The sequence below is a fragment of the Streptomyces sp. NPDC006798 genome (genome assembly GCF_040635975.1).
Classification (GTDB): domain Bacteria; phylum Actinomycetota; class Actinomycetes; order Streptomycetales; family Streptomycetaceae; genus Streptomyces.
Genome location: NZ_JBEYIS010000003.1, coordinates 229,184 through 252,115 on the forward strand (window position 1 = coordinate 229,184; position 22,932 = coordinate 252,115).

Annotated in this window: 19 protein-coding genes and 1 pseudogene; 10 read left to right on the plus strand and 10 right to left on the minus strand. The window is 74.5% G+C overall.

Annotated elements, in window-relative coordinates; all coding sequences use genetic code 11:
• Positions 1–24 precede the first annotated feature (24 nt).
• Positions 25–1,437, minus strand: a complete 1,413-nt coding sequence (locus ABZ714_RS03345; RefSeq protein ID WP_358823426.1) for a lipase maturation factor family protein — start codon at positions 1,435–1,437, stop codon at positions 25–27.
• Positions 1,421–2,002 (minus strand): DUF1990 domain-containing protein, encoded by a 582-nt coding sequence (locus tag ABZ714_RS03350; protein ID WP_358823447.1) that lies wholly within the window; start codon positions 2,000–2,002, stop codon positions 1,421–1,423. The genes ABZ714_RS03345 and ABZ714_RS03350 overlap by 17 nt, the downstream gene beginning before the upstream one ends.
• A gap of 278 nt (positions 2,003–2,280) precedes the next feature.
• On the opposite strand from ABZ714_RS03350, the gene ABZ714_RS03355 reads away from it, so the two are divergent.
• From ABZ714_RS03355 to ABZ714_RS03370, 4 genes are all read left to right on the plus strand, one after another.
• Entirely contained in the window at positions 2,281–3,474 is a 1,194-nt protein-coding gene (locus ABZ714_RS03355) for a DUF6777 domain-containing protein (RefSeq protein ID WP_358823427.1), read from the plus strand.
• A 58-nt stretch (positions 3,475–3,532) separates the two neighbouring features.
• Positions 3,533–5,599: a SpoIIE family protein phosphatase gene (locus tag ABZ714_RS03360; protein WP_358823428.1), complete on the plus strand. Its 2,067-nt coding sequence runs from the start codon at positions 3,533–3,535 to the stop codon at positions 5,597–5,599.
• A gap of 1,102 nt (positions 5,600–6,701) precedes the next feature.
• Complete coding sequence (locus ABZ714_RS03365) at positions 6,702–8,147, plus strand: wax ester/triacylglycerol synthase family O-acyltransferase (protein ID WP_358823429.1); 1,446 nt, start codon at positions 6,702–6,704, stop codon at positions 8,145–8,147.
• 68 nt (positions 8,148–8,215) lie between these two features.
• Positions 8,216–9,076 (plus strand): DNA-formamidopyrimidine glycosylase family protein, encoded by an 861-nt coding sequence (locus ABZ714_RS03370; protein ID WP_358823430.1) that lies wholly within the window; start codon positions 8,216–8,218, stop codon positions 9,074–9,076.
• On the opposite strand, the gene ABZ714_RS03375 is transcribed toward ABZ714_RS03370, so the two are convergent.
• From ABZ714_RS03375 to ABZ714_RS03385, 3 genes are read right to left on the minus strand one after another with little or no spacing between them, the layout of a single operon-like run.
• Positions 9,069–9,725 carry a hypothetical protein gene (locus tag ABZ714_RS03375; RefSeq protein WP_358823431.1) on the minus strand — a complete coding sequence of 219 codons (657 nt, stop codon included), beginning with the start codon at positions 9,723–9,725 and terminating at the stop codon, positions 9,069–9,071. The two genes, ABZ714_RS03370 and ABZ714_RS03375, sit on opposite strands and share 8 nt — an antisense overlap.
• Positions 9,718–10,401: a hypothetical protein gene (locus ABZ714_RS03380; RefSeq protein ID WP_358823432.1), complete on the minus strand. Its 684-nt coding sequence runs from the start codon at positions 10,399–10,401 to the stop codon at positions 9,718–9,720. Before ABZ714_RS03380 ends, ABZ714_RS03375 begins: the two co-directional genes overlap by 8 nt.
• Positions 10,391–11,032 carry a TetR/AcrR family transcriptional regulator gene (locus ABZ714_RS03385; RefSeq protein ID WP_358823433.1) on the minus strand — a complete coding sequence of 214 codons (642 nt, stop codon included), beginning with the start codon at positions 11,030–11,032 and terminating at the stop codon, positions 10,391–10,393. Before ABZ714_RS03385 ends, ABZ714_RS03380 begins: the two co-directional genes overlap by 11 nt.
• Positions 11,033–11,175: 143 nt before the next feature.
• On the opposite strand from ABZ714_RS03385, the gene ABZ714_RS03390 reads away from it, so the two are divergent.
• Positions 11,176–11,985 (plus strand): LytTR family DNA-binding domain-containing protein, encoded by an 810-nt coding sequence (locus ABZ714_RS03390; RefSeq protein WP_358823434.1) that lies wholly within the window; start codon positions 11,176–11,178, stop codon positions 11,983–11,985.
• Positions 11,986–12,276: 291 nt separating this feature from the next.
• Here the strand turns inward: ABZ714_RS03390 and ABZ714_RS03395 are convergent, their stop codons facing one another.
• The gene (locus tag ABZ714_RS03395; RefSeq protein WP_358823435.1) at positions 12,277–12,537 is read right to left on the minus strand and encodes a hypothetical protein; all 261 of its coding nucleotides are present in this window, start codon (positions 12,535–12,537) and stop codon (positions 12,277–12,279) included.
• A gap of 390 nt (positions 12,538–12,927) precedes the next feature.
• Between ABZ714_RS03395 and ABZ714_RS03400 the strand changes: the two genes are divergently transcribed.
• The 3 genes from ABZ714_RS03400 to ABZ714_RS03410 all read left to right on the plus strand — a co-directional run bounded on the left by ABZ714_RS03400 (position 12,928) and on the right by ABZ714_RS03410 (position 16,361).
• Complete coding sequence (locus ABZ714_RS03400) at positions 12,928–13,308, plus strand: hypothetical protein (RefSeq protein WP_358823436.1); 381 nt, start codon at positions 12,928–12,930, stop codon at positions 13,306–13,308.
• Between the two features lie 87 nt (positions 13,309–13,395).
• Complete coding sequence (locus ABZ714_RS03405; protein ID WP_358823437.1) at positions 13,396–15,147, plus strand: cation acetate symporter; 1,752 nt, start codon at positions 13,396–13,398, stop codon at positions 15,145–15,147.
• The gene (locus ABZ714_RS03410) at positions 15,144–16,361 is read left to right on the plus strand and encodes a histidine kinase (protein WP_358823438.1); all 1,218 of its coding nucleotides are present in this window, start codon (positions 15,144–15,146) and stop codon (positions 16,359–16,361) included. The genes ABZ714_RS03405 and ABZ714_RS03410 overlap by 4 nt, the downstream gene beginning before the upstream one ends.
• A 102-nt stretch (positions 16,362–16,463) precedes the next feature.
• Here the strand turns inward: ABZ714_RS03410 and ABZ714_RS03415 are convergent, their stop codons facing one another.
• A complete protein-coding gene (locus ABZ714_RS03415) occupies positions 16,464–16,931 on the minus strand; it encodes a hypothetical protein (RefSeq protein ID WP_358823448.1) in 468 nt (155 codons plus the stop codon).
• Positions 16,932–17,261: 330 nt separating this feature from the next.
• Complete coding sequence (locus ABZ714_RS03420) at positions 17,262–17,813, minus strand: sigma-70 family RNA polymerase sigma factor (protein WP_358823439.1); 552 nt, start codon at positions 17,811–17,813, stop codon at positions 17,262–17,264.
• 451 nt (positions 17,814–18,264) lie between these two features.
• Between ABZ714_RS03420 and ABZ714_RS03425 the strand changes: the two genes are divergently transcribed.
• Positions 18,265–19,470, plus strand: a complete 1,206-nt coding sequence (locus ABZ714_RS03425; RefSeq protein WP_358823449.1) for a CapA family protein — start codon at positions 18,265–18,267, stop codon at positions 19,468–19,470.
• A gap of 285 nt (positions 19,471–19,755) precedes the next feature.
• Here the strand turns inward: ABZ714_RS03425 and ABZ714_RS03430 are convergent.
• Positions 19,756–20,238, minus strand: a pseudogene (locus ABZ714_RS03430) (universal stress protein).
• Positions 20,239–20,416: 178 nt separating this feature from the next.
• Here ABZ714_RS03430 and ABZ714_RS03435 point away from each other — a divergent pair.
• Positions 20,417–21,283, plus strand: a complete 867-nt coding sequence (locus ABZ714_RS03435; protein ID WP_358823440.1) for a polysaccharide deacetylase family protein — start codon at positions 20,417–20,419, stop codon at positions 21,281–21,283.
• A 110-nt stretch (positions 21,284–21,393) separates the two neighbouring features.
• Here ABZ714_RS03435 and ABZ714_RS03440 read toward each other — a convergent pair whose 3' ends face one another.
• The gene (locus ABZ714_RS03440) at positions 21,394–22,047 is read right to left on the minus strand and encodes a class F sortase (RefSeq protein ID WP_358823450.1); all 654 of its coding nucleotides are present in this window, start codon (positions 22,045–22,047) and stop codon (positions 21,394–21,396) included.
• Positions 22,048–22,932: the final 885 nt, after the last annotated feature.

Consider the following 22,932-nt stretch of genomic DNA (forward strand, 5'->3'; position numbering starts at 1 on the left):
ATGCCCGCCGAACCGGCCCGGGGCTCAGCGTCCGAGCCGGGTCGGCGGCCAGAACTCCCGCTCCCCGTCCCGGTGCCAGACCGCCCCCGTCGCCCGCCGCTCGGCCCGGGTGGTGAAGCGATAGCGCCAGATCCGGGCCCGGACGAAGACCGGCGGCGCGTCCGGGAACGGATTCACCCGCAGCAGCCGCAGCGTGTCCCGGTCGCCCGCCAGCAGCCGCTCCACCAGCGGCCCGAACCAGGCGCGGGCATAGCCGGGCGAGAGCGCGGCGAACCACATCAGCCAGTCGAGCCGCAGATGGTACGGGGCGAACTGCCGGGGCGTACGGTACGGATCCGTCGGCTTGCCCCGGAAGCCGTACTCCCGCCACACCGTGTCCGGGCCGACGACCGGCTCGGCCGTCCCCTCGATCACCACCTCCCGGCGGACCCGGCTCACCGTGCCGAAGGCGCCGTAGGAGTTCACCAGATGGAACGGATCCCAGCTGGTGTTCATCCGCTGCTCCCGGGAGAGCAGATTGCGCGCGGGCCGGTAGCTGCGGACCACCACCAGGACGGTGACCGCGACGACCAGGACCACGTACCAGACGGGCGGCTCGGGAGCCGCCCGCGCCGGGGCGCCCACCAGGGAACCGTCCACCGCCGACAGCGCCAGGGCGATCGTCAGCCAGTTCAGCCAGGCGAAGTTGCCCGAGAGCACCAGCCACAGCTGGGTCACGGCGATCAGACCGGCCGCGACCGATGCCACCGGCTGCGGGGTGAAGAGCAGAAACGGCAGGACGAGCTGGGCGACGTGGTTGGCCGCGACCTCCACCCGGTGCAGCGGCGCGGGCAGCAGATGGAAGAAGCGGCTCAGCGGGCCCGGCATCGGCTGGGTCTCGTGGTGATACCGGAGACAGCTCAGATCCCGCCAGCAGGGGTCGCCGCGCATTTTGATCATTCCGGCGCCGAACTCCACCCGGAACAGCAGCCAGCGCAGCAGCAGAAGCACCAGGACCGGCGGAGCGGTCCGGTCGTTGCCGAGGAAGACCGCGAGGAAACCCGTCTCCAGCAGCAGGGACTCCCAGCCGAATCCGTACCAGACCTGGCCGACGTTGACGATGGAGAGATACAGCGCCCAGAGCACCGCCCACCAGGCCATCGCCAGGGCGAGCGGGATGTCGTCGGCGGCCCCGGCGAGCAGGGCCGCCGAGAGCGCCACCCCGGTCCAGGAGCAGGCGGCGAAGAGCCGGTCCGAGTAGCGCAGCCGGAAGAGGCCCGGCGCCCGGCGGAACGGCACGCCGCGCAGATACCGGGGCACCGGCAGCATGCCCCGCTCGCCGATCAGCGCCCGGAACTGACGGGCCGCCGTGAGGAACGCGACCAGATAGACGGCCGCGAGCACCCGCTGGAAGACCAGCCGGCTCAGCGCGTAGCCGTCGTCAACGAACCACTCCATCCCGCCCAGTATCGAACGGGCCGTACGGACCCGGCACCCCCGCCGCGCCCGCCGGGGCGGCCAGCCGGCGTACCGTACGGCCCAGCCTGCGGGCGTAGGCCCGCTGGACGGGCGGGATCAGCGGGCCGGCGAGCCGGGTGAACCAGCGGGCCGGACGGCTGAAGGCCATGACGGTGAACCAGACCGACCCGTCGTCCCTGATGTCCACCACGAAGCACTCCTCGCCGCGTTCCGGATGACCGGGCAGGGTGCCGTAGCCGAAACCGGTCCGGGTCCGGCCGGACTCGGCCCAGACCACCGCGCAGCGGCCCGGGAGCCGGAGCGGGCCCACCCCCAGGGAGACCTCCACCTGGGTGCCGGGCTCGGCCGCCGGGCCGGTGGTCCGGGGGCGGCAGCCGGCCGCCGAGTGCATCCGCCAGTCGAGGACGGCCGCGCCCGCGGCCTCGTACAGCGGGCGGCCCCGCCCGATCCGGACCGTGTGGTGCAGATGCCCGTAGCCGTCCGGCATCGGGCCCAGCCGGGTCGCGCCCGTCTCGGGATAGCTCGGGCTGCTCCGAACGGGCACGAGGAAACCGGGCGGCCCCGGGCGGGCGCCCCCGAACGCCCCTGTCACGAGCCGCGCCACCAGGCCGACCAGTACCGACGCCATCCGTGCCACCCCCGGGTCCGAGCCGATCCATCCCCCTGACGGCCGAGCCTAGGCGCAGGGTTGAACGCGTTCAAGTCGCGGGTCCCGGGTTGATCCGGAAGAAAGGACGCACAGACACAGCGGACCTCCGCCGTGGCCGCGGGCCACGGCGCCTGCACCCCGGCACGGGCGGGGCGGAGAGGCGGAAGCGGACCATGCGGAAGCGGAAGTTGAACGGACGCCACCGGCCCCGCCGCCGGTGGCCGGTGGCGGTCGCCGCCCTGCCCGCCGCCGTGTGTCTCGGCGTGCTCGCCGCGGGCTGCGGAGGCGGCGGGTCCGAACCGGACCGGGACCGCGACGAGGAGGTCCACCTCAGACCGGCGGCGGAGCAGGGGCCCGACCCGTACACCGCCACCAGCGCCCGGACGCTCTCCGTCCCCGTACCCGAACCCGTCGTCCCGGGCGCCGGGGGCGGCGGTGTCGCCCAGCGCGGCCACACCCTGCGCACCATGTCCGGCGCCACCCCCGGGCTCTACGGCGGTACCCGCTCCGTCGGCAGCTGCGACGTGGAACGGCAGCTCACCCTGTTGCGGGCCGACGACGTCCGGGCCGCCGCCTTCGCCGACGGCGCGGACGTCTCCCGCGGAGATCTGCCCGGCTTCCTGCGCGGACTGACCCCGGTGGTGCTGCGGGCCGACACCCGGGTCACCGGCCGCGGCTACCGGGCCGGAAAGGGCGCCGCCCCCGCCCGCCAGCTGGTGCTCCAGGCCGGAACTGCCGTCCTGGTGGACCGGTACGGCGCCCCCCGGTTGCGGTGCGCCTCGGGCACCCCGCTGTCGTCGCCGGTCGCCGTGAAGGGCGGCGTGATCCAGCGGGGCGCGGCCTGGCAGGGGTACAGCGCCGACCGGGTCGTGGTGGTGAAGCCCGCCACCCGGCCGCTGGAGAGCCTGGTGATCGTCGACGTCGTCGAGGACACCTGGATCGACCGGGCCACCGGTACCGACGGCGAGGACGACCGGCGGCCCGATGTGGTGCCCCCGGTCAACCCCGACGACGTCTACGCCTATCCGGCGGCCCGGGACCGGGACGCCGCCGCCGCGGCCCCCGACGCCCTGGACGGCGCCGTTCCGGACGAGGCTGTTCCGGGCGGGGCGGACTCCGGCGGGACGGCTTCGGGCGGCACGGGCGACGAGTCGCTGTTCGGCCCGGACGTCCCGGAGGCGGAGATCGACCCCGAGGACCCTGCGGACCTCCTCTTCGGCGGGGACGCCGAAATCACGGGAGACCCCGTGGACCCCGTGGACTCAGCGGACTCCGTGGAGCGGGACGGCTTCGACTCCCTCACCGGAGAGGCCGCGGAGTACCTCGCGGAGGACCCCGCCGGGGACCCGGACACCTACGAGACCTGACCGCCCGGTCATCACGCAATGGGTCGAATAATCCGACAAATGATGGCAGAGTGGCGGCATGGTTGATCGGGTAGCGGGGGCCCGGACGCTTCCCGACGACTGGCCCGCCGATCCTGGCCGGAGCCTGACCCTCAACCTGATGGGCAGCTTCGACTGGGACCTGGCCAGCGGACTGATGCATCTGGACCCGCCCGCGTACGAGGTGCTCGACCTGCCGCCGGACGAGTACGACGGACGGCGGGCCACCGTGATGGCCCGGATGCCGTCCGACGAGGCGGCGCGCCTCGACGCCGGGGTGGCCCAGGCGCTCAAGAGCGGCCGGGACCACTACGGGGTCTACTTCCGGATCCGCCGCCGCGACGGCACCCTGCGCTGGACCCACTCCCAGGGCTGTGTCCGCCGGGACGCCGACGGCCGCCCGGTCCGGGTCATCGGCATCGTCCGGGACGCCACTGCCGAGCTGGCGGACTCCACCGCCCGGATCGCCGCCGACACCGAACGCCGCTGGCAGACCAGTGTCGTCGAGGCCACCACGGCCGCCCTGGCCCACGCCAGGACCGTCCAGGACGTGATCGACGTCCTCAAGGACACCCACGGGCTGGAGATCTTCGGCGCCCGCAGCCTGGTCATGGGCCTGCTGGAGCCCGGCGGCCGGATCCATCTCGTGGCCGAGGGGCCCCAGGAGGCGTTCGTCCCCGGCACCCGCTACACCCGGGTCGACGAGCAGTACCCGATGAGTGAGGTCATCCGGACCCTGGCACCCCGCTTCATCGAGGGCCCCGACGACTTCGCCGGGTCGTATCCCGTCCTCTGGCCGCATATCGCCGGGCTCGGGGTGGAGGCCGCCGCCTATCTGCCGCTGATCGCCCAGGGCCGCCCCATCGGCGCCTTCGGACTGCTCTACGACGACCGGACCGGCTTCACCGCCGAGGAGCGCAATCTGCTCGTCGCCATCGGCAGCACCATCGCCCAGAGCGTGCAGCGCGCCGTCCTCTACGACCAGGAGCACGACCTCGCCGAAGGGCTCCAGCAGGCGATGCTGCCGCGCCGGATCCCCGATGTGCCCGGCGCCCAGATCGCCGTACGGTACCGGTCCGCCCGGATGGGCCGGGACATCGGCGGCGACTGGTACGACGTGATCACCCTGCCCGGCGGCCGGGTCGGCGCCGTCATCGGCGACGTCCAGGGCCATGACACCGACGCGGCCGCCGTCATGGGCCAGCTGCGGATCGTCCTGCGGGCGTACGCGGCCGAGGGCCACACCCCGGCCACCGTGATGGCCCGGGCCTCCGCCTTCCTCGACGAACTCGACACCGACCGCTTCGCCACCTGCCTCTACGCCGAGGCCGACCTGTCGACCGGAGTGGTCCAGATGGTCCGCGCGGGCCATGTCGACCCACTGGTCCGCGACACCGACGGCAGCTGCCGCCGGATCCCCGTCGACGGCGGGCTGCCGCTCGGACTCTCCGCCGAGTTCGGCTGGCTCGAATACCCGGTCACCACCGTCGAACTCGACCCGGGGCAGACCCTGCTGCTCTACACCGACGGCCTGGTCGAGCAGCCGGGTGCCGACCTCGACGACGGGCTCCAGCTGTTGACGGCGCTGGTCCGCAACGGCCCCCGGGACCCCCAGCGGCTCGCCGACCGCCTCTGCGAGGTCGTCGACGAACGCGGCGGCGACGACGACGTCGCCCTGCTCCTGCTGCGCCGCCGGGGCACACTCACCCCGAGGTCGGGCGGCAGGCTCCACCAGCACGTCGCCCAGAACGACCCGGAGGCGCTGCGCTCCGCCCGGCACATGGTCCGCTCGGCCGTGGTGGCCTGGGGCGCCGGGGCCCGGGCGGACGAGATCGAACTGATCGCCGACGAGCTGGTGACCAACGCTCTGACGCATACCGAGGGCCCGGCCGAGGTGACCGTACGGGTCGTCCCCGGGCCCCCGAGACGGCTCCGGGTCGAGGTCGAGGACGGCTCCAGCGCGCTGCCCCGAAGGCGTGACGCCGGGGAGTCCGGGGTCTCGGGCCGGGGGCTGCTGCTGGTGGATCTGCTGGCGGACGCGTGGGGAGTGGACTCGCGGGGCGGCGGCAAGTGCGTGTGGTGCGTCTTCGGGGTGCCCGAACGGTGAGCCCCGGCCCCGGTCGGCGCTGAACGGACCGGCGGTACGGGCCCGTCGGCGGCCCGGCGGCCCGGCGGCCCGGCGGCCCGGCGGGTCGGGGTGACGGTCGGCCGGGCACCGGACGGCGGGGCGCGGGGCGCGACCACCGGCCGTGTCCGGGTCTCGGACGGGGCGATCCGGGCCCGGCGGCGTACCCGGTTGGGCCGGACCCGGGCGGGGCGGGGCGACCGTGGGCCGGAAACCGGGCGGGTAGCTCGCCTGCCTTCGCGTGGTTCGTGGGGATCATGGGCACCGGGGCGCGGCCCTTGGCCGCTTCCCGGTACCGCACCGCCGGGGAGCGCGGGGCCTGCCCCGGGAGCCCGGCGGGACCGGTGCGTCGCTGCCGGGCGGGTCGTCCCGGCCCCGCGATCCGGGCCCGGCCCCGCGGCGCCCGGCGGGTGCGGTCCCGTCCCGTCCCGCCGGGCGGCCTTCCGCGCGGGAAGGGCTCTCCCGGCCTCACCGGCCCCGCCGCCGTCGCGTCGGCACGTACCGGATGCCGTGGGCCCCGCTCTCCGGCCCGGCGGCCTCTGCCGGGGACGCGATCTCCTCGGGTCGGAGGAGTGTGCGCGGGGGCCGGTCCGGTGCGTTCGACCGCACGCCGGAGGACGAGGTCCAAGGAGCGCGCTCACTCCGTGGGCCCCGCTCTCCGGCCCGGGGACGGCAGCTGCGCCGCCGGACGCGGGGCCGGTCCGTGACCGACGGCGACGCGGTGTACGGGCACGTCTCCTGGAATTCGGGGGACCCCCTGCCGGACCGCCGGACACGGGGAGCGGGGTGTCGGGCGCGGCCCCGGTGAGATCCACCCGAACCGTCCCCGGCCCGGGCGGGAGCCCTCGGCCGGGCCGTTCGGGTCGGCCTGCGGGGCGGACGGCCCCGGGCGGAGGCAGGGCACGGAACGAGCGGCTAGGGTAACTGTCCGTAAAGCTATCGTCCTCGATCGTCACGGATCAGGACGATCGCCCGCCGCCGCCCGGCCTCCGATCCGGTGCGGCCCGGCCGCCGGGACACGGACCTCCGTCCGGCCCGGCGGCGCCCCCCCCGCAACCGACCGGACCCCGAGCCGGAGGCCACCGTGAGCCCGAGCACCGAGCGACTCGCCCCTCTCGACCTGGCGTTCTGGCATCTGGAATCCGCCGGTCACCCCATGCACCTCGGTGCCCTCGCCCTCTTCGCCCCCGACCCGGCGGACCCGGCGCCGGGCTCCGCCCCCGGTGCCGACCGGCCGCCACCCGCCCATGCCCTGCTCGCCCTGCTCGCCACCCGGGCCGCCGGCGTACGACGGCTGCGCTCCCGGGTCCGGGACGTGCTGCTGCCCGTCGGCGGGGCGGTCTGGCTCCCCGACCCCGACTTCGACGTCACCCGGCACGTCCACCGGATCCGTCTCCCCGGCGCCGCGCCCCTCGCCGACGAGGCCGTCGCCGTCGCCGGTGAGCTGATGGAACGCCCCCTCGAACGGGGCCGTCCGCCGTGGGAGATGTATCTGCTGACCGGCCGCCCCGACGGCACCTTCGGGGTGCTCGTGAAGCTCCATCACGCCCTCGCCGACGGTATGCGGGCGGTCGCCATCGGGTCGGCGATCTTCGACGAGATCGCCGACCCCCGGGGCGTCCGCGCCCGGGCCGCCGCCCGGCTGCGGGGCGGCACCGAGGCCGCCGGCCGCCCCTGGTTCGGCGACCCCGCCCGGCTCGTCGGCGTCGCCCGGGGCCGGATCGACGACCTCGGCCGGGCCGTAGGCGTCGGCGCGTCCGTCGTCCTGGCCAGCAGGTTCGACCCACGCGGCCGGCCGCCGTCCCTGGCCGCCGGAACGAGCGGCACCCGGCGACTGGGGACGGCCGTACTCGACGCTGCCGACATCCGCCGGGTCCGCAGGGCGTCCGGCGGCACCACCAACGACGTGCTGCTCGCGGTCGTCGCCGGGGGCCTGCGCCGCTGGCTCGCCGGACGCGGCGAACCGCTGCCCGCCGACGGGCCGCGCGCCCTCGTCCCCGTCTCCCGGCGGCGGCCCGGCGACCCCGCCGGGCCGGGCAACGAACTCTCCGCGTACCTGCTCGATCTGCCCGTCGCCGAACCCGACCCGTACACCCGGCTCGATCTGGTCCGCCGGGCCATGGACCGCAACAAGGAGGCCGGTCCGCTCCGGGGCGCCGGGGCCCTCGCCGTACTCGCCGACCAGCTGCCGCCCATCGCCCACCGGTTCGGCGCGCCCCTCGCGGGCGGCGCGGCCCGGATGCTCTTCGACCTGGTGGTGACCAGCGTGCCGCTGCCGCGTTCGGAGCTCTCCATCGGCGGCTGCCCGCTGCGATCCCTCTATCCGATGGCCCCGCTGGCCCGGGGCCACTCCCTGGCCGTCGCGCTCACCTCGTACGGCGGCCGGATCCATGTCGGGCTGGTCGCCGACGGGGAGGCCGTACCGGATGTCGCCCGGCTGGCCTCCGCCACGGAGGAGGAACTGGCCGAGCTGACGGCGAAGACCCCGGCGGCTTCGGCGACCGGGCCCGGGACACCGTCGCCCGCCTGAGGCGACCCGGGGGCCGGGGGCGGCGGCGCCGGACTGCGGCCCCGGCCCGGCTGCGGCAGTCTTGAGGCATGCCGGAGCTACCCGAGGTGGAATCGCTGCGGGACTTCCTCGACGGCAGACTGACGGGCGAGCGGATCGCCCGGGTGCTGCCGCTGAACATCAGTGTGCTGAAGACCTACGACCCACCGCTCGACGCCGTCGACGGCCGTACCGTCACCGGTATCGCCCGGTACGGCAAATGGCTCGACATCGTCCTGGACGACCTCCATCTGACCGTCCATCTCGCCCGCGCGGGCTGGCTCCGCTGGCGGGACGAGTTCCCCGCGGCACCGCCCCGCCCGGGGAAGGGCCCGCTGGCCCTGCGGGCCGTCCTCGACTCCGGCGCGGGCTTCGACCTCACCGAGGCGGGCACCACCAAACGTCTCGCCGTCCATCTCGTCCGGGACCCCGCCGACGTCCCGGCCATCGCCCGGCTCGGACCAGACCCGCTCGCCGACGCTTTCGACCGCGACGCCTTCGCCGCCCTGCTCTCCGGCGAACAGCGCCAGATCAAGGGCGCCCTGCGGGACCAGAGCCTGATCGCGGGCATCGGGAACGCGTACAGCGACGAGATCCTGCACGCCGCGAAGATGTCCCCCTTCAAACAGATCCGGCACCTCGGCGACGACGAGATCACCCGGCTGTACGAGGCGCTGCGCGCCACCCTCACGGAGGCCGTGGCGCGTTCGCGGGGCGTGGCCGCGGGCCGGCTCAAGGGGGAGAAGAAGAGCGGACTCCGGGTCCACGGCCGGGCGGGCGAACCGTGCCCGGTGTGCGGGGACACCATCCGGGAGGTGTCGTTCAGCGACTCGTCGCTTCAGTACTGTCCGACCTGCCAGACCGGCGGCAAGCCCCTGGCGGACCGCCGGATGTCACGACTGCTCAAGTGAAAGGCCACTCAGGAAGCGACCGGCCGGACGCCGCTCGGCGGGGCGCCGTGGCGCCCGGGGGCCGCCACATGGCGGTGGTCTCCAGTGGGCCGATCCTCAGCCGTTCGAGCACGATGAAGCCGAAGCTCTCGTAGAAGCCGACATTGACGGCGTCCGAGGTGGTGAGGAAGACCCCCTCCGGGGCGGGGGTACGGTCCAGCAGCTCGCCGAGGAGCCACCGCCCGGCGCCCCGCCCGGCGTCCTCGGGCCGTATCCCGATGAACTCCAGCGTCCAGGCACCCGGCGGAGCCAGACGTTCCGTACGGTCCAGATACCGCAGGGTCCTGGTGAACGTCCGCCCGCCGCAGAGCGCCAGGGTCCGTACGGTCCACGCCAGCCGCGCCCCGACCGACGGCGACCCGCCCGGCGGGGTGAGCACCGCGGCGCCCACGGCCCGCCCGTCGGGGCCGGTCAGCAGCGCCCGGCGGCCGCCCGCCACGGTGGCCTGGGTTCCGAGCAGTCCGGCGAACCAGCGCCGCCGTACGGAGTCGGAGCCCCGGCAGATCCACCGGCCGGTCCCCTCCCGGACGAAGGCCGCGGCCAGGACCTCCGCGCACTCGGCCGGGCCGGGCGCCTCGTCCACCCGCCACCGGACCTGTTCCTCAGTCATCGGCCGGCCCCCGCCCGGCGGCGGCCCGGTCGGGTCCGTCATCGACGGGAACCCGCTCGTCGGCGGCCGTTCTGCGGCGCAGCGGCGCCTCCGGCACCAGATGGCAGACCAGCAGTTTCAGAAAGAACAGCGGGGCGAACCAGAGCAGCGCGTCCGGCACGGTCAGCCAGAACAGGTTCACCACGACCGCCGCCGTCCAGACCGCCATCGCCACCGGCCGCCTCAGCTCCAGCGGGGCGAACTCCACCACGACGGCACCGGCCAGCAGCAGCCCGGCGTTGCCCAGCAGCCAGGTCCAGTCGCCGTCCAGCACGAGCAGACCCATCGCCGCCAGATGGCCCAGATGCGCCGAGACGAAGACCAGCCGCCCGCGCCTGGCCCGCGGATCCGCCCGGTGATACCAGCGCTTGGCGGCATTGGTCGCATTGGTGAGGATCCCGCCGATGAGATCGAGTCCGGCGAGCGCCACGATCACGATCTGCGGGGCGGACCAGTCCCGGAGGGCGTCGGACGACCAGATCCCGGCCGCCAGCAGCAGGGCGCAGACCGCGCCGCCGACCCCCTCGACCACGGACTCCGCCGGGGACTTGCCCGGGCCCATGAACCGTTCGAGCCGGCCGGTCGGTCCGGCCGGGGTCGGCGGTATCTCCCAGTCGGTCTCCAGATCAGTCCGCATCGCGACCGCCCCCGTCTCCATCTCTCCGCCCGGTTCCGTTTCCGCCGCCGTCCCGGGGCCCGCCCCAGAGACCGCGCAGCAGCTCCCACACCTGCCCGGTGTCCGGCTCCCGGCCGTCGCGCCAGGCGGCCAGGGCCCAGGAATCACCCGCCCGCAGTACCGCCGCGGTGGCCGCGACCAGCAATGAACGGTCCAGATCGGAACGGATGACACCGAGCCGCAGACCGTCGTCGACCAGAGCCTCGAACCAGGCCGCCCAGACCGCGCCCGCGGGCCGCGCCGCCGCGACCTCGGCGAGCGCCAGATCGTCGGGGTGCGCCCGCAGATGCGCGGACAGCTCCCGCGTACCGGTTTCCAGCGCCGCCCGGAAAGCGGCCGCGTCCGGGGCGGGCTCCCAGGGGCCGAGCACCCCGAGCAGCCGGGCCAGCACATCGTCGAGCACGGCCGCGAGCAGATCGTCCCGGCCGTCGAAGTACTGATAGGCGGCGGTCTTCGAGAACCCGGCGGCCTCGATGATCCGGTTGTACGAGGCGCCTTCCGGGCCCTGCTCCGCGAAGTGGCCGCGGGCGACGCGCAGGATCGCCTCCTGCCGTTCGGCAGGCAAGCGGAGGAAACGGGGGAGTGGACTCATGTACCGATAGTACATACCGCTGGTGTGTACCACCAGTACACGCTTGGGTCCGGGGATGGCCGGGGGCTGTTGGGGCCACCGGCCGGAGCCCGGCCACGGCGAGACCGTGGCCCGGCGGCCGGCCCGCGCCTAAACTCCGCACCATGCTGCGCGCCCTCGCCGTCGACGACGAACGCCCCGCACTGGAGGAACTCCTCTATCTGCTCCGGGCCGACCCCCGGATCACCAGCGCCGAAGGCGCCACCGACGCCACCGACGCGCTCCGCCGGATCACCGCCGCGCTGGACGCCGCGCCCGGCGGGGACGACGGGGCGAGCGGACTCGACGTGGTCTTCCTCGATATCAACATGGCCGGACTCACCGGCCTCGAAGTCGCCAAACTCCTGGCCCGGTTCGCCCATCCGCCGCTGATCGTGTTCGTCACCGCCCATGAGGGCTTCGCGGTCCAGGCGTTCGACCTCAAGGCCGTCGACTACGTACTCAAGCCGGTCCGCCGGGAACGCCTCGCCGAGGCCGTACGCCGGGTCCGCGACCAGGTCCGTACGGCCCGCGACCTCCGGCCCGCCGACAGCCCCTTGGCCTCCCCGGGCCGGCCGGCGGCGCCGGGCACGTCACCGGGCGGGGCGCAGATCGCGGTGGAACTCGGCGGCGTCACCCGCTTCGTCGCGATCGACTCGATCACCTGTGTCGAGGCCCAGGGCGACTACGCGCGACTGCACACCGCCGACGGCAGCCATCTGGTCCGGATCCCGCTGTCCACCCTGGAGGAACGCTGGTCGGTGCACGGCTTCGTCCGGATCCACCGCAGCCATCTGGTCGCCCTGGCCCGGATCGACGAACTCCGCCTGGACGCCGGTACGACCACGGTCCGCGTCGGCACGTCCGAACTCCCGGTCAGCCGCCGCCACGCCCGCCAACTCCGCGACCTCCTGATCCACCACGCCCGCCCGTAGTCCCGGGCCCGCGTTCGCCACACCACCCCGCCTGTCTGAGGGCCGGTGCCGGGGAGAGCTTTCAGGGGCGCGGGGAACTGCGCGACCAGCCACGCACGGTCCGCGGGCCGCGAACAAGATCAGGCTGCCGGGCGCGGCCCGGGTTGTCCGGGGCGGTGCCCCGGAGGGCCCAGGCGCTGGGCCTCCATTGCCGAAGACTTCGGGGCGGAACTGCGCGACAAGCCACCGACGGCGGGCAGTCCGCACCCTGCGGACACCTCCACGTCCCCCTCAAGAAGAAGAGCCGCCGTGTTACCGGCCGCCGAGGTCCCTGAGCGCTATCTCCAGTTCGACATAGGACTCCTCCGCCCGGCGGAAGGCCACCGCAAGCGCCGCCTCGGCGCGCGGGCCGACCATGCCGTGCGCCGACTCGTGCACGGCGTACAGCACATCGGCCCATCGGGCCGCCGCGCTCGTGACCGTGCCGAGCAGGGCGTGGAGTTCGCGGGCGCTGGACGCCCGGGCCTCCGGCAGGTTCCGGAGCTCCTCCAGCAGCGCTTCGATGTCGGACATCAGGCCTCAGACCCCTTCACTTCACGATCAAGGCTAGGACCCGGAGCCGTACCGCCACCACCCCGGAGGGCACCGGGCGCCGGGCGGGTGCGACGGCGCGCCGAACGGTCGGCGCGGCCCGCCCGGCGGTCGCCGGGGGAGGCCGTGCGGAGGCCCTCGCGAAGGCCTCGGCACAGGCCGGCGCCCGGGATTGCGCCCCGGCGGCCACGGCGTCGACGCCCGGGAGACATCCCCGTAGACTCCCCGGGGCTTGTCCTCGAAGGAGCGGTGTCCACGCGCTGGGCGCCGCGGCCGGGCGGGGCTTCGACGGCGGGCCACAGCGCCTCGTGGCCGTACCGGCCGCCGGGGCCGATCCGACCGGTCACGGCTCGCCCGAGAGAGCAGGCGACGATGCCGGGAGACCAGCGGCCCCGCCGTGAGGTGGTCACCGGGGTGCCCCGGGCCGGGCGCCGGGCGCCGCGTCCCGCGCCCGCCCGTTCGGAGATCACCGAGCAGACCACCCTCGGCGCCACCTATGTCCGGTCCCTGATGCGCAGTCAGCTGCGGACGGCGTTGCGCGCCGTCGGGGTGCTGGCGCTGCTGGTGGGGACCCTGCCGCTGCTGTTCGCCCTGCCGTCCGCCTTCGGCGGCCGGGCGCCGTCGCCGGAGCCGTTCGTCTGGGGGGCGCTGGGGGTGGGGGTGTATCCGGTGCTGTGGCTGACGGCCCGCTGGTACGTACGCCGCGCCGAACGGAACGAACGCGACTTCCTCCGGCTCCTCGAAGGCCGCTGACCCCATGCCGATACCGACACCGCCACCGATACCCCGGGGCACCCCGGGCGGCGCCCGCGCGCGGACCCTCCTCCCGGGCGGGCGCCGGTGAACCAGACGTACGCCGTGACGGCCGTGACCGTCGTCGTGCTGGCCACCGTCCTCATCGGCGGGCTCGGGCTGCGGATCTCCCGGACCACATCCGATTTCTACGTCGCGTCCCGCACGGCGGGCCCCCGGCTGAACGCCGCCGCGATCAGCGGCGAATATCTCTCCGCCGCCTCCTTCCTCGGTATCGCCGGTCTCGTCCTCCTGCACGGCCCGGAGATGCTCTGGTATCCCGTCGGCTACTCCGCCGGATATCTGCTGCTGCTGGTCCTGGTCGCCGCCCCGCTGCGGCGCTCCGGCGCGTACACCCTCTCCGACTTCGCCGAGGCGCGGCTGGAGTCGGCGGCCGTCCGCAGACTGGCGTCGCTGTTCGTGGTCGGCGTGGGCTGGCTCTATCTGCTGCCCCAGCTCCAGGGCGCCGGGCTCACCCTGGAGATCCTGACCGGCGCGCCGGGCTGGGTCGGCGGGGTCGTCGTCGCGGTGGTGGTGACCGGGGCCGTCGCGGCGGGCGGGATGCGCAGTATCACCTTCGTCCAGGCGTTCCAGTACTGGCTGAAGCTGACCGCCCTGCTGGTTCCGGCTCTTTTCCTGGCCGCCGCTTGGGCCGCCGACGACGCCCCGCGCGCCCGTTTCGACGCCCCCGCCGTACTCCGCGAACACACCGCCGTCACCCTCGACGACACGGTACGGATCGAGCTGGCGAAGCCGCTGACCCTGACCGTCGACGGCACCGTCGACGGGGCCGCGTACCCGGGCCGTACCGTCACCCTCGACGCTGGCGAGCACCGGATCGCCGCCGGAACCCGGCTGGAGCTGCCCGCCGGTGCCGAGGTCCCGCGGCGGGTGGCGTCGGAGGCCGATCCGTCGAGCTGGTCGCAGCCGCTCTCCGGCGGCCGGGACGGCTCCCATCTGTACGCCACCTACGGACTGATCCTCGCCACCTTCCTCGGCACGATGGGCCTGCCGCATGTCGCGGTCCGCTTCTACACCAGCCCCGACGGCCGGGCCGCCCGCCGTACGACCCTCGTCGTCCTCGGGCTGATCGGCGCGTTCTATCTGCTGCCGCCCGTCTACGGCGCCCTCGGCCGGATCTACGCCCCCGAACTCGCCCTCACCGGCGCCGCCGACGCGGCCGTACTCGTCCTGCCGGAACGGGTACTCGGCGGCGTCGCGGGCGATCTGCTGGGCGCGCTGCTCGCGGCCGGGGCCTTCGCGGCCTTCCTCTCCACCGCGTCCGGGCTGACGATGGCCGTCGCCGGGGTGATCTCGCAGGACGTACTGCCGCCGCGCGGAGTGCGCTGGTTCCGGCTGGCGACCGTACTCGCCATGGTCGTACCGCTCGCCGTCAGCACCGTCGCGACCAATGTGCCCGTCGCCGATGCCGTCGGCCTCGCCTTCGCGGTCTCCGCTTCCTCCTTCTGCCCGCTGCTGGTCCTCGGCATCTGGTGGCGCGGACTCACCCCGCCGGGCGCCGCCGCCGGGCTCGTCGTCGGCGGCGGCGCGGCGCTCACCGCCGCGATGGCCACCCGGGCCGGACTCGCCCCCGACGGCTGGGCGCACGCCCTGCTCGCCTGGCCCGCGGTCTGGTCCGTACCCCTCGGCTTCCTCACCATGGTCCTGGTGTCGCTGGCCACCCCGGGCCATGTCCCGGCCTCGACCACCGCGATCCTGGCCAGGCTCCATCTGCCGGAGGACCTCGCGGGCGGCCCGCGACCCAACGAGGGACCCACGGGACGAGGAGCGCGCCGATGACCGCTACCGGGTTCGCGGCGCTGGCCGCCGCCGGGGTGCTGCTCCTGGCCGCCGGGATCGCCGTCGGCCGGTGCACCGCCCGCCGGGGCGACCGCCCCGATCTCGACCTCGGCACCCCCGTGGAACGGGCCACCTTCCACACCCTGCACACCGCGTCCCTCGCCGCGCCCCCGCTGCGGGCGGGCCTCACCGAGGACACGGCCCGCAAGGCGGTCCGCCGGCTCCGTTCCCTCCTCGGTACCGAGGCGCTCTGCCTCACCGACCGGGACCGGGTACTGGCCTGGGACGGGCCGGGCGAGGACCATCACCACCGGCGGGTGATGGCCCGCGCGTCCGACGTCCTGGACTCCGGGCGGGGGAAGACCGTGGAGACCCACTGCGAGCGGCTGGACTGCCCGCTGCGCTGGGCCGTGATCGCTCCCCTCACCGGTGAGGACGGCGTCCTCGGCACCCTCGTCGCCTACGGTTCCCGGGAGTCCGCCGTCCTGGTCCGGGCCGCGACCGAGGTGGCGCGCTGGGTCTCCGTCCAGCTCGAACTCGCCGAACTCGACCGCTCCCGCACCCGGCTGATCGAGGCCGAGATCCGGGCCCTGCGCGCCCAGATCTCCCCCCACTTCCTCTTCAACTCGCTCGCCGCGATCGCCTCCTTCGTCAGAACCGATCCCGAACAGGCCCGTGAACTACTGCTGGAGTTCGCCGACTTCACCCGCTACTCCTTCCGGCGGCACGGCGAGTTCACCCAGCTCGCCGACGAACTCCGCTCCATCGAGCAGTATCTGGCGCTGGCCGGGGCCAGATTCGGGGACCGGCTGAAGCTGACGCTCCAGGTGGCGCCGGAGGTACTCCCCGTCACCCTGCCGTTCCTCTGCCTCCAGCCCCTGGTGGAGAACGCCGTCAAACACGGTCTGGAGGACACCACGGGCGAGCGCCGGATCACCATCGCCGCCCAGGACGCGGGCGCGGAGGCCATCGTCACCATCGAGGACGACGGGGTCGGTATGGACCCGGCGGAGCTGCGCCGGATCCTCGCGGGGGAGCGGTCGGCCGCGACCGGGATCGGACTGTCGAACGTGGACGAACGACTCCGCCAGGTGTACGGCGACGAACACGGGCTGGTCATCGAGACCGGCGTCGGCGCCGGGATGAAGGTCACCGTCCGGATCCCCAAGTACCGGGCGGGAGTGCACTCGTCGTCGGGCCGCCGCGCCCTGTGACGGCAAGGGGGACGACGACCGGTCGGAAGGCCGGCCGGCCGGAGGGTCGGCAGGCCGACCGGTTCGCCGAGCCGCGGGTGGGCTGACCGGCGGGACGGCCGCTCAGAACAGATGGATCGCGAGATGCCCCAGCGGCAGCCCCAGCCGCCAGGCCGGGGTCCAGACCAGCGTCTGTTCGTCCACCGCGGCCGACCGCGCACCCGCCGGGGGACGGGCCTCGTCGTCGCCGAGGTCGGCGGTGAGCAGCTCCGTACGGCTCAGCCAGCGCCAGGACTCCCGGGCGAGCAGCAGATCCGGGCCCGGCCCGCCGAGGGCGCGGGCCCGTTCGTCGTGGACCGCGAGCCGCTTCCGCACCCACTCGGGCCAGGGGTGTCCGTACGAGGTGAGATCCAGCCACTCCTCGATCCTGGCGACCGCGCGCACCCCGGCCGGTTCACCGGAGCCCTCGCAGAGGTAGATGGTGAGGGCCAGGGTCTCCCGTCCGGCCCGGTACTCCAGGGACCCGCCGTCCACCAGGGCACCCGTACGCAGCAGCTCATCGGCGATGTACTCGGCGCAGAACCACGCCATGGGCACATCGGGAGTCTCTCCACCGGTGTCGTTCGTACTCTCGGTCTGCACCGTTCCCACCTTCTTCCGGACGACACGGTGACGGTGTCGGTTCGGAGACGAGCCTCCACCGAGTGACACGGCCCGTGGCGCGTCTTTACTCAACTTCACCGTGACGTTTCGCACCGGGCCCCCTGTCGCCGGGGCCACAGGGGGGAGCGGGAAGTACGGGACGTCAGGTGCTGGTCCTCGGGCCCGGGAGCCCTGTTTCGGGGGACGCGGGGGCCGCGGGAGATACGGCGGGGGAGGGTGGCGGCGGAGGGACGCACGGGGCACGAGGGGAGTAGGGGGTCAGGCGGCGGAGCGCCCGGGGCGGGCGTAGCCGGGGAGTTCCCGGGCGAGCGCCCGCAGGGCGTAGTGGGACCGGGATTTGACCGTGCCCGGTGGGATCCCCAGGACCAGCGCCGTCTCGCTCACGCTCAGCCCCTGGAAGTAGAGCCGGTCGAGGACCGCCCGGTGGTCGGCGCTGAGGGCGCCGAAGGCGGCCCGGACGTCGAGCTGGGCCACGGCGGTCTCGGTGACGTCCGCCGGGTCGGGGGTGGTCGCGAGCACCCCGTCCCCGATCTCGGCCGGCCTGGCCAGCCGGGACCTGCGGGCGTCGATGGCCAGCCTGCGCCCGACGGTGAACAGCCAGGGGCGCATCGACTCGTAGGGCGCGTCGAACGCCTCGGGGTGCTGCCAGGCCCTGACCAGGGTCTCCTGCAACAGATCCTCGGCGCGCTGCTGGTCGCCGTAGGTGAGCTGCTGGAGAAAGCTCAGCAGGGCCGGGCCGTGGTCGCGTTGCAGCTCCGCGATGGCGTCCTCGTCGGCGGTCGCCGGAGGGTTCAGGGTCGCCGTCGCCATGGTCAACACCTCTTTCGCACCGGAGGGCCGGTGCTCTCGACGGATCGTGGTTCGGTCGGTCGCGGGTCGGCGGGACGTCCGGCCGGGCGGGGCCGGGCGGACGGGCGGATCGGGGACGGGTGGGCGGGCTCGTGGACCGGCGATCGCGGACGGGCCGTGGCCGTATGGGAACCCATCGCGGAGGGCGGGGACAGCCGGCCCGCCACGATCGTCGGCGAGCGGTCGCTCTCGGCGGCGAGTGGTGCGACGAACGGGCGGCCGGATCCGGTGGGCCGGGGAAGCGGACCGCCGTCGAGGTGATTCCGGCCGTCCGCCCCGGCGTGTCCCTTGCGTCCCGGCCACGGGCCCGGTGAGTTCGAATCGTCGTATCGGCATCTTGTCCGCCCGGCCGGGCGGACCCGGCGAACGGGAGCGGCCCGTGGGACGTACACGGACACGGACACGACGACGGCTGACGGGACCGCGGGCGGTACGGACGGGACGGCGGTACGGGTTCCTCGCGCTCGCGGCCCTCCTGTCGGCGGCCGGGGCGAGCGCCTGTACGGCCCCGGAAGGCGGCCGGGCCGCACCCCCGGCGGCCTCGCCCCCCGCGTCCCCGTCGAAGGCGGCCCGCGGCTTCACCCTGGTCGCCAGCGGTGACGTACTGCCCCACGACTCCGTGATCGCCCGCGCCCGGGACGACGCCACCGACCCCACCGCCGACGGCTACGACTTCCGGCCGATGCTGGCCGCCGTCCGGCCCGTGGTCTCCGCCGCCGACCTGGCGATCTGCCATATGGAGACCGTGTACGGCGCGGACGGCGACTACCGCGGCTACCCGTTCTTCACCTCACCGCCGCAGATCGCCCGGGGCCTCGCCGCCACCGGCTACGACGGCTGCTCCACCGCCTCCAACCACTCGCTCGACGACGGTGCCGACGGCATCCGCCGCACCCTCGACGCCATGGACACCGCCGGGCTCGTCCACCACGGATCCGCCCGGACGGAACGGGAGTCCACCACCCCCGCCCGGCTGCGCGCGGGCGGTGCCGAGGTCGCCCATCTCGCCTACACCTACGACACCAACGGACGGCCGCAGCCCGAAGGACAGCCCTGGGCCGTCCGGCTGATCGACGAGGAGCGGATCGTCGCCGACGCCCGCGCGGCCCGCCGGGCCGGGGCCGATGTGGTCGTCCTCAGCCTGCACTGGGGCACCGAATGGCAGACCGAACCCGATGACCGGCAGCTCGCCCTCGCCCGGAGCCTGACCGCCGCCACCACCGGCGGACGGCCCGATATCGATCTGATCCTGGGCACCCATGCCCATGTCCCGCAGGCGTACGAGAAGGTGAACGGGGTCTGGGTGGTCTACGGCATGGGGGATCAGATCGCGGGCCCCATGTTCGACTACACCGGCGCCCGGGACCACCGGGGCAATATGGGCACCATCGGGCGCTTCACCTTCGCCCCGCCGAAGACCCCGGGCGGACGGTGGGACGTCGTCCGGGCCGAGTACGTACCCCAGTGGTACGACACCGACGACGGACGGGTCGTCAATCTGCCCGCCGCCCTGGCCGAGGACCCCGGCCGGGACGACTACCGGGCCGTGTCGGAGACCATCACCGAGGCCGTACTCGGCCGGGGCGCGGCCCGGGACGGACTCGTCGCGGCCCGCTGACCGGCCACCCGGAGCACCCCGGCGGGACGGACCAGGGACGAGACCCGGGGCGTGTCGTCGAAATCCCGCCCGGCTCGCGGCGCCCGGCACGCGCTCTCCCCCGTGGCCCTTCGGGCACGGGAGGTGCCCCCCCGCCGTCGGGGTTTCCCGGGTACGTCGGGTACCGGGGAAACCGCCCCCCCGGCTTCGCCGGGGGCCTCCTCCGCCGTCGCGTATGGCACGCACCGGACGCCGCGGGCCCCGCCCCCCGGCGGACGGTGCCAGGGTGACGACACGCCCCGGCCCTCAGGGGACCACGGTCACCGGCCACCGCCCCGCCTTCACCAGCCGGACCGCGACCGAGCCGATGAACCGGTGCCCCGCCGACTCCGACAGACCCACGACCACGGCGTCCGCCTTCAACTCGTCCGCCGCGCTCACCAGCCCGTCGAACGCGTCGCCGGGGAAGGTGTGGAACTCCCAGCGGACGTCCCAGATCCCCCGCACCCGCTCCGTCGCCGCCCGCACCTAGGCCACCAGCTCCTCCGCGACCTGCCCCGTCGCGTCCGCCACCGGGACGCCCAGGGCCGCGCCCGCGGGCATCACCGGCTGGACGCAGACGATCGCCGGCAGCGCGTTCTGCCGCCGGGCGAGACCGCCCGCGTACGCCGCCGCGCGCAAGGACGCGTCGGAGCCGTCCACACCGGCGACGATCACCTTGGGGCCGTCGGTACCGCGTTCGAAGCGCGACGCGGCGGCCGGAGATTCCCGGGGTCCGGACTCTGTCATGGTTCCGAGGCTCATCACTGCCGGGAACCGGTCGCGGCCCGACCCGTCCGGGCCGCGCGGCGCCGACTTCGGGCGGACGTCCGGGCGGTGGCGCGTTCGACTGCTCTCATCGGGTACTTTCCCCCGACTCCGCGTGTTGATCATGCTCGGTGGCGGGCCGCCGTGCGAGCAGTTGGTCATGAAGAAGGATCAGACGCCGCCGGACCGCCGTACGGCGCTCCGGATCGCCGCGGGTCTCGGCGCCCTCGCCACCGCGGGCCTCCTCGTCACCGAGGGCACCGGCGAGCGGACCGCGGCCCCCCGGACCGCCGCCGCCGGAGCGGGCGGCGCGCCGGGCCGCCCGGCCGCCGGGGCGGCGGGGGCGGCCGGCCGACGCGTCCAGGCGTCGGCCTACCGCCTCCAGCCCATGACCTCGGTCCCGCGCCGGACACGCCGCATCCGGCCGCCGGTCCGGGAGAACCCCTTCCTCAGCCTGCCCGCCCGGGGCCGGACGATGGTGCTGACCTTCGACGACGGGCCCCACCCCGACTACACCCCGGACATGCTGGACATCCTGCGGCGGTACGACGTCCCCGCGATGTTCTTCGTCTGCGGCGAGATGGTCGCCGACTACCCCGATCTGCTGCGGCGGATGGCGGACGACGGTCATGTCATCGGCAACCACACCTGGTCGCATCCGCTGATGCCGTCGCTGCGGCCGTCCCGGATCCGCGGGGAGATGGGCCGGACCAGCGATGTCGTCGAGCAGCTCGTGGGGCAGGCACCGCTGTGGTACCGGGCGCCGTTCGGGGCGTGGAACCGGCACTCCTTCGAGATCGGCGCCGAACTGGGCATGGAACCGCTGGCCTGGACCGTCGACACCCTCGACTGGACCGAGCCCGGCGCCGGGACGATCGTCAGCCGGGTCCTGGACGGGGCCGGGCCCGGTGTGGTGGTCCTCTCGCACGACGCGGGCGGCGACCGCTCCCAGAGCGTCGCGGCGCTCCGCAACTACCTGCCGAAGCTGCTGGAGGCCGGGTACCGGATGACCGTGCCGCAGCGCTGAACCGGTGCGGGGCGGCCGGGGCGGGGACGGGCGGGCCCCGCCCCGGCCGTACGAGGCGCCGCGCCCGGCGCCCGTACTCCGTACCGCCGTCGTTTGTCGGCCGTCAGTGGTCAGCGGGCGGAGACCATCCGGGCGAAGACCACCACATTGCCCTCGTAGCCGTCGGCCCGCGTCCAGGTGCCGCCGCAGGTGATCACCCGCAGCTCGGGATGGCCCGTCTCGCCGTACACCCGGGCCCCCGGGAAGTCGTGCTTGGAGTAGACCTCCACGCCGTACACCTCGAACACCGCGGTCTTCCCGTCGAGCCGGGGCACCTCGATCCGGTTCCCCTTCCGAAGGGTGCCCAGACCGTAGAAGACCGCGGGCCCCGTGTTGTTGTCGACATGCCCGACCAGGACGGATGTGCCGCGCTCCCCGGGGGCGACGCCGTTCTGGTACCAGCCGGCGACATCGGGCGCGTCGGCGGGCGGGGCCTCGATCCAGCCGTCCGGGTCGAGCCCCACGTTCATCAGCGGCGCGTCCACGCCGATCGCCGGGATCAGGATCCGCTCGGCGGGGGCGTGCGGCAGTCCCTTCGGCACCGAGAGCGGGGCGAAGGTCTCGCCCGCGGTCCGGCCGAGGGACGCGGCCGCCGCGGGCTGGGGCGGCCCGAGCGCCACATCGACCCCGTTCTTCATCAAGGCGATTCCCGTCAGCATCACCAGCGCCAGCACGCCCCAGGGCGAGCGGCGCCGGGGCTCCGGGTCGTCGAACTCCGCGCCCATCATTCTCCCTGCCGATTTCCGCTGATTCCCTGGGCACGGTAGGTCAGCCGGGGCCGTCCGGCGATCGGGACGGGGCGAACGGGTGGCGCGCCGGGCCGCTCGTCCGTCCGCGCCAACGCCCCGGGAAAATCTCCCCGGCCGGGCTGACGGTCCGTGACCTGCGGTTCCACCGAGGCCATTCGGCGTGTCGTGGGCGTGTCGGGCGCCGCCGCCGCGGGCGCCGACATGCGTGCGGTGGCGGGCCCGGTGAGGGTGCGTCATGGAAGGCGTACTCGTCGACTATCCCGGAGCGCCGTTCCGGGCGTCTTCCGCTGGAGGTTCACGATGCGTGCTTCACGTGCTCTCGCCGTGGCCGCGGTCGCGGGCGTGGCCGTCGGGCTCCAGGCCCCCCTGGCCGTCGCCGGTGGCGACACCCGGGACACGGGGCCGTACAACATCTCCGTCCATCCGCACGCGGTCCACCCGGGCGGAACTCTGCGGATCACCGTCGACGGCTGCTCCCGCGGCGGCACGGTGACGTCCAACGCCTTCCCCACCGCACGACTGGAGAACCGGGATAACCGGGACAGCCGCGACAGCCGGGACGATGGCGAGAACAGAGATACCGGAGACAGCAGAGATACCAGGGACAACAGGGAGAACAGGGAGAACGGAGAGGGCGGCGACAACCGCGACAACCGCGATAGCCGCGACAACAGGGACAGCCAGGGCGGTCAGGGCGGCGGCCAGGGCGGTCAGGGCGGTGGCCGGGACAACGGCCGGGGCGGTGACGGTGCCCAGGTCGCCGTGGCTGCGGCAGCTCCAGCAGCGGGATCTGCCATGCCCAGCCGCGGTCCGGCTCCGCGTAGAAGTGGAACTCGTCCATCACGACCTGGCCGATATCGG

Excerpts from the sequence above, each read along its gene's own strand:
- ABZ714_RS03355 (WP_358823427.1), top strand. The coding sequence starts at position 2,281 with ATGCGGAAGCGGAAGTTGAACGGACGCCACCGGCCCCGCCGCCGGTGG.
- ABZ714_RS03410 (WP_358823438.1), top strand. The coding sequence starts at position 15,144 with ATGACCGCTACCGGGTTCGCGGCGCTGGCCGCCGCCGGGGTGCTGCTC.
- ABZ714_RS03440 (WP_358823450.1), bottom strand. The coding sequence starts at position 22,047 with ATGGGCGCGGAGTTCGACGACCCGGAGCCCCGGCGCCGCTCGCCCTGG.
- ABZ714_RS03400 (WP_358823436.1), top strand. The coding sequence starts at position 12,928 with ATGCCGGGAGACCAGCGGCCCCGCCGTGAGGTGGTCACCGGGGTGCCC.
- ABZ714_RS03385 (WP_358823433.1), bottom strand. The coding sequence starts at position 11,032 with ATGAGTCCACTCCCCCGTTTCCTCCGCTTGCCTGCCGAACGGCAGGAG.
- ABZ714_RS03415 (WP_358823448.1), bottom strand. The coding sequence starts at position 16,931 with ATGGCGTGGTTCTGCGCCGAGTACATCGCCGATGAGCTGCTGCGTACG.
- ABZ714_RS03360 (WP_358823428.1), top strand. The coding sequence starts at position 3,533 with ATGGTTGATCGGGTAGCGGGGGCCCGGACGCTTCCCGACGACTGGCCC.
- ABZ714_RS03435 (WP_358823440.1), top strand. The coding sequence starts at position 20,417 with ATGAAGAAGGATCAGACGCCGCCGGACCGCCGTACGGCGCTCCGGATC.
- ABZ714_RS03345 (WP_358823426.1), bottom strand. The coding sequence starts at position 1,437 with ATGGAGTGGTTCGTTGACGACGGCTACGCGCTGAGCCGGCTGGTCTTC.
- ABZ714_RS03375 (WP_358823431.1), bottom strand. The coding sequence starts at position 9,725 with ATGACTGAGGAACAGGTCCGGTGGCGGGTGGACGAGGCGCCCGGCCCG.
- ABZ714_RS03380 (WP_358823432.1), bottom strand. The coding sequence starts at position 10,401 with ATGCGGACTGATCTGGAGACCGACTGGGAGATACCGCCGACCCCGGCC.
- ABZ714_RS03395 (WP_358823435.1), bottom strand. The coding sequence starts at position 12,537 with ATGTCCGACATCGAAGCGCTGCTGGAGGAGCTCCGGAACCTGCCGGAG.
- ABZ714_RS03390 (WP_358823434.1), top strand. The coding sequence starts at position 11,176 with ATGCTGCGCGCCCTCGCCGTCGACGACGAACGCCCCGCACTGGAGGAA.
- ABZ714_RS03420 (WP_358823439.1), bottom strand. The coding sequence starts at position 17,813 with ATGGCGACGGCGACCCTGAACCCTCCGGCGACCGCCGACGAGGACGCC.
- ABZ714_RS03370 (WP_358823430.1), top strand. The coding sequence starts at position 8,216 with ATGCCGGAGCTACCCGAGGTGGAATCGCTGCGGGACTTCCTCGACGGC.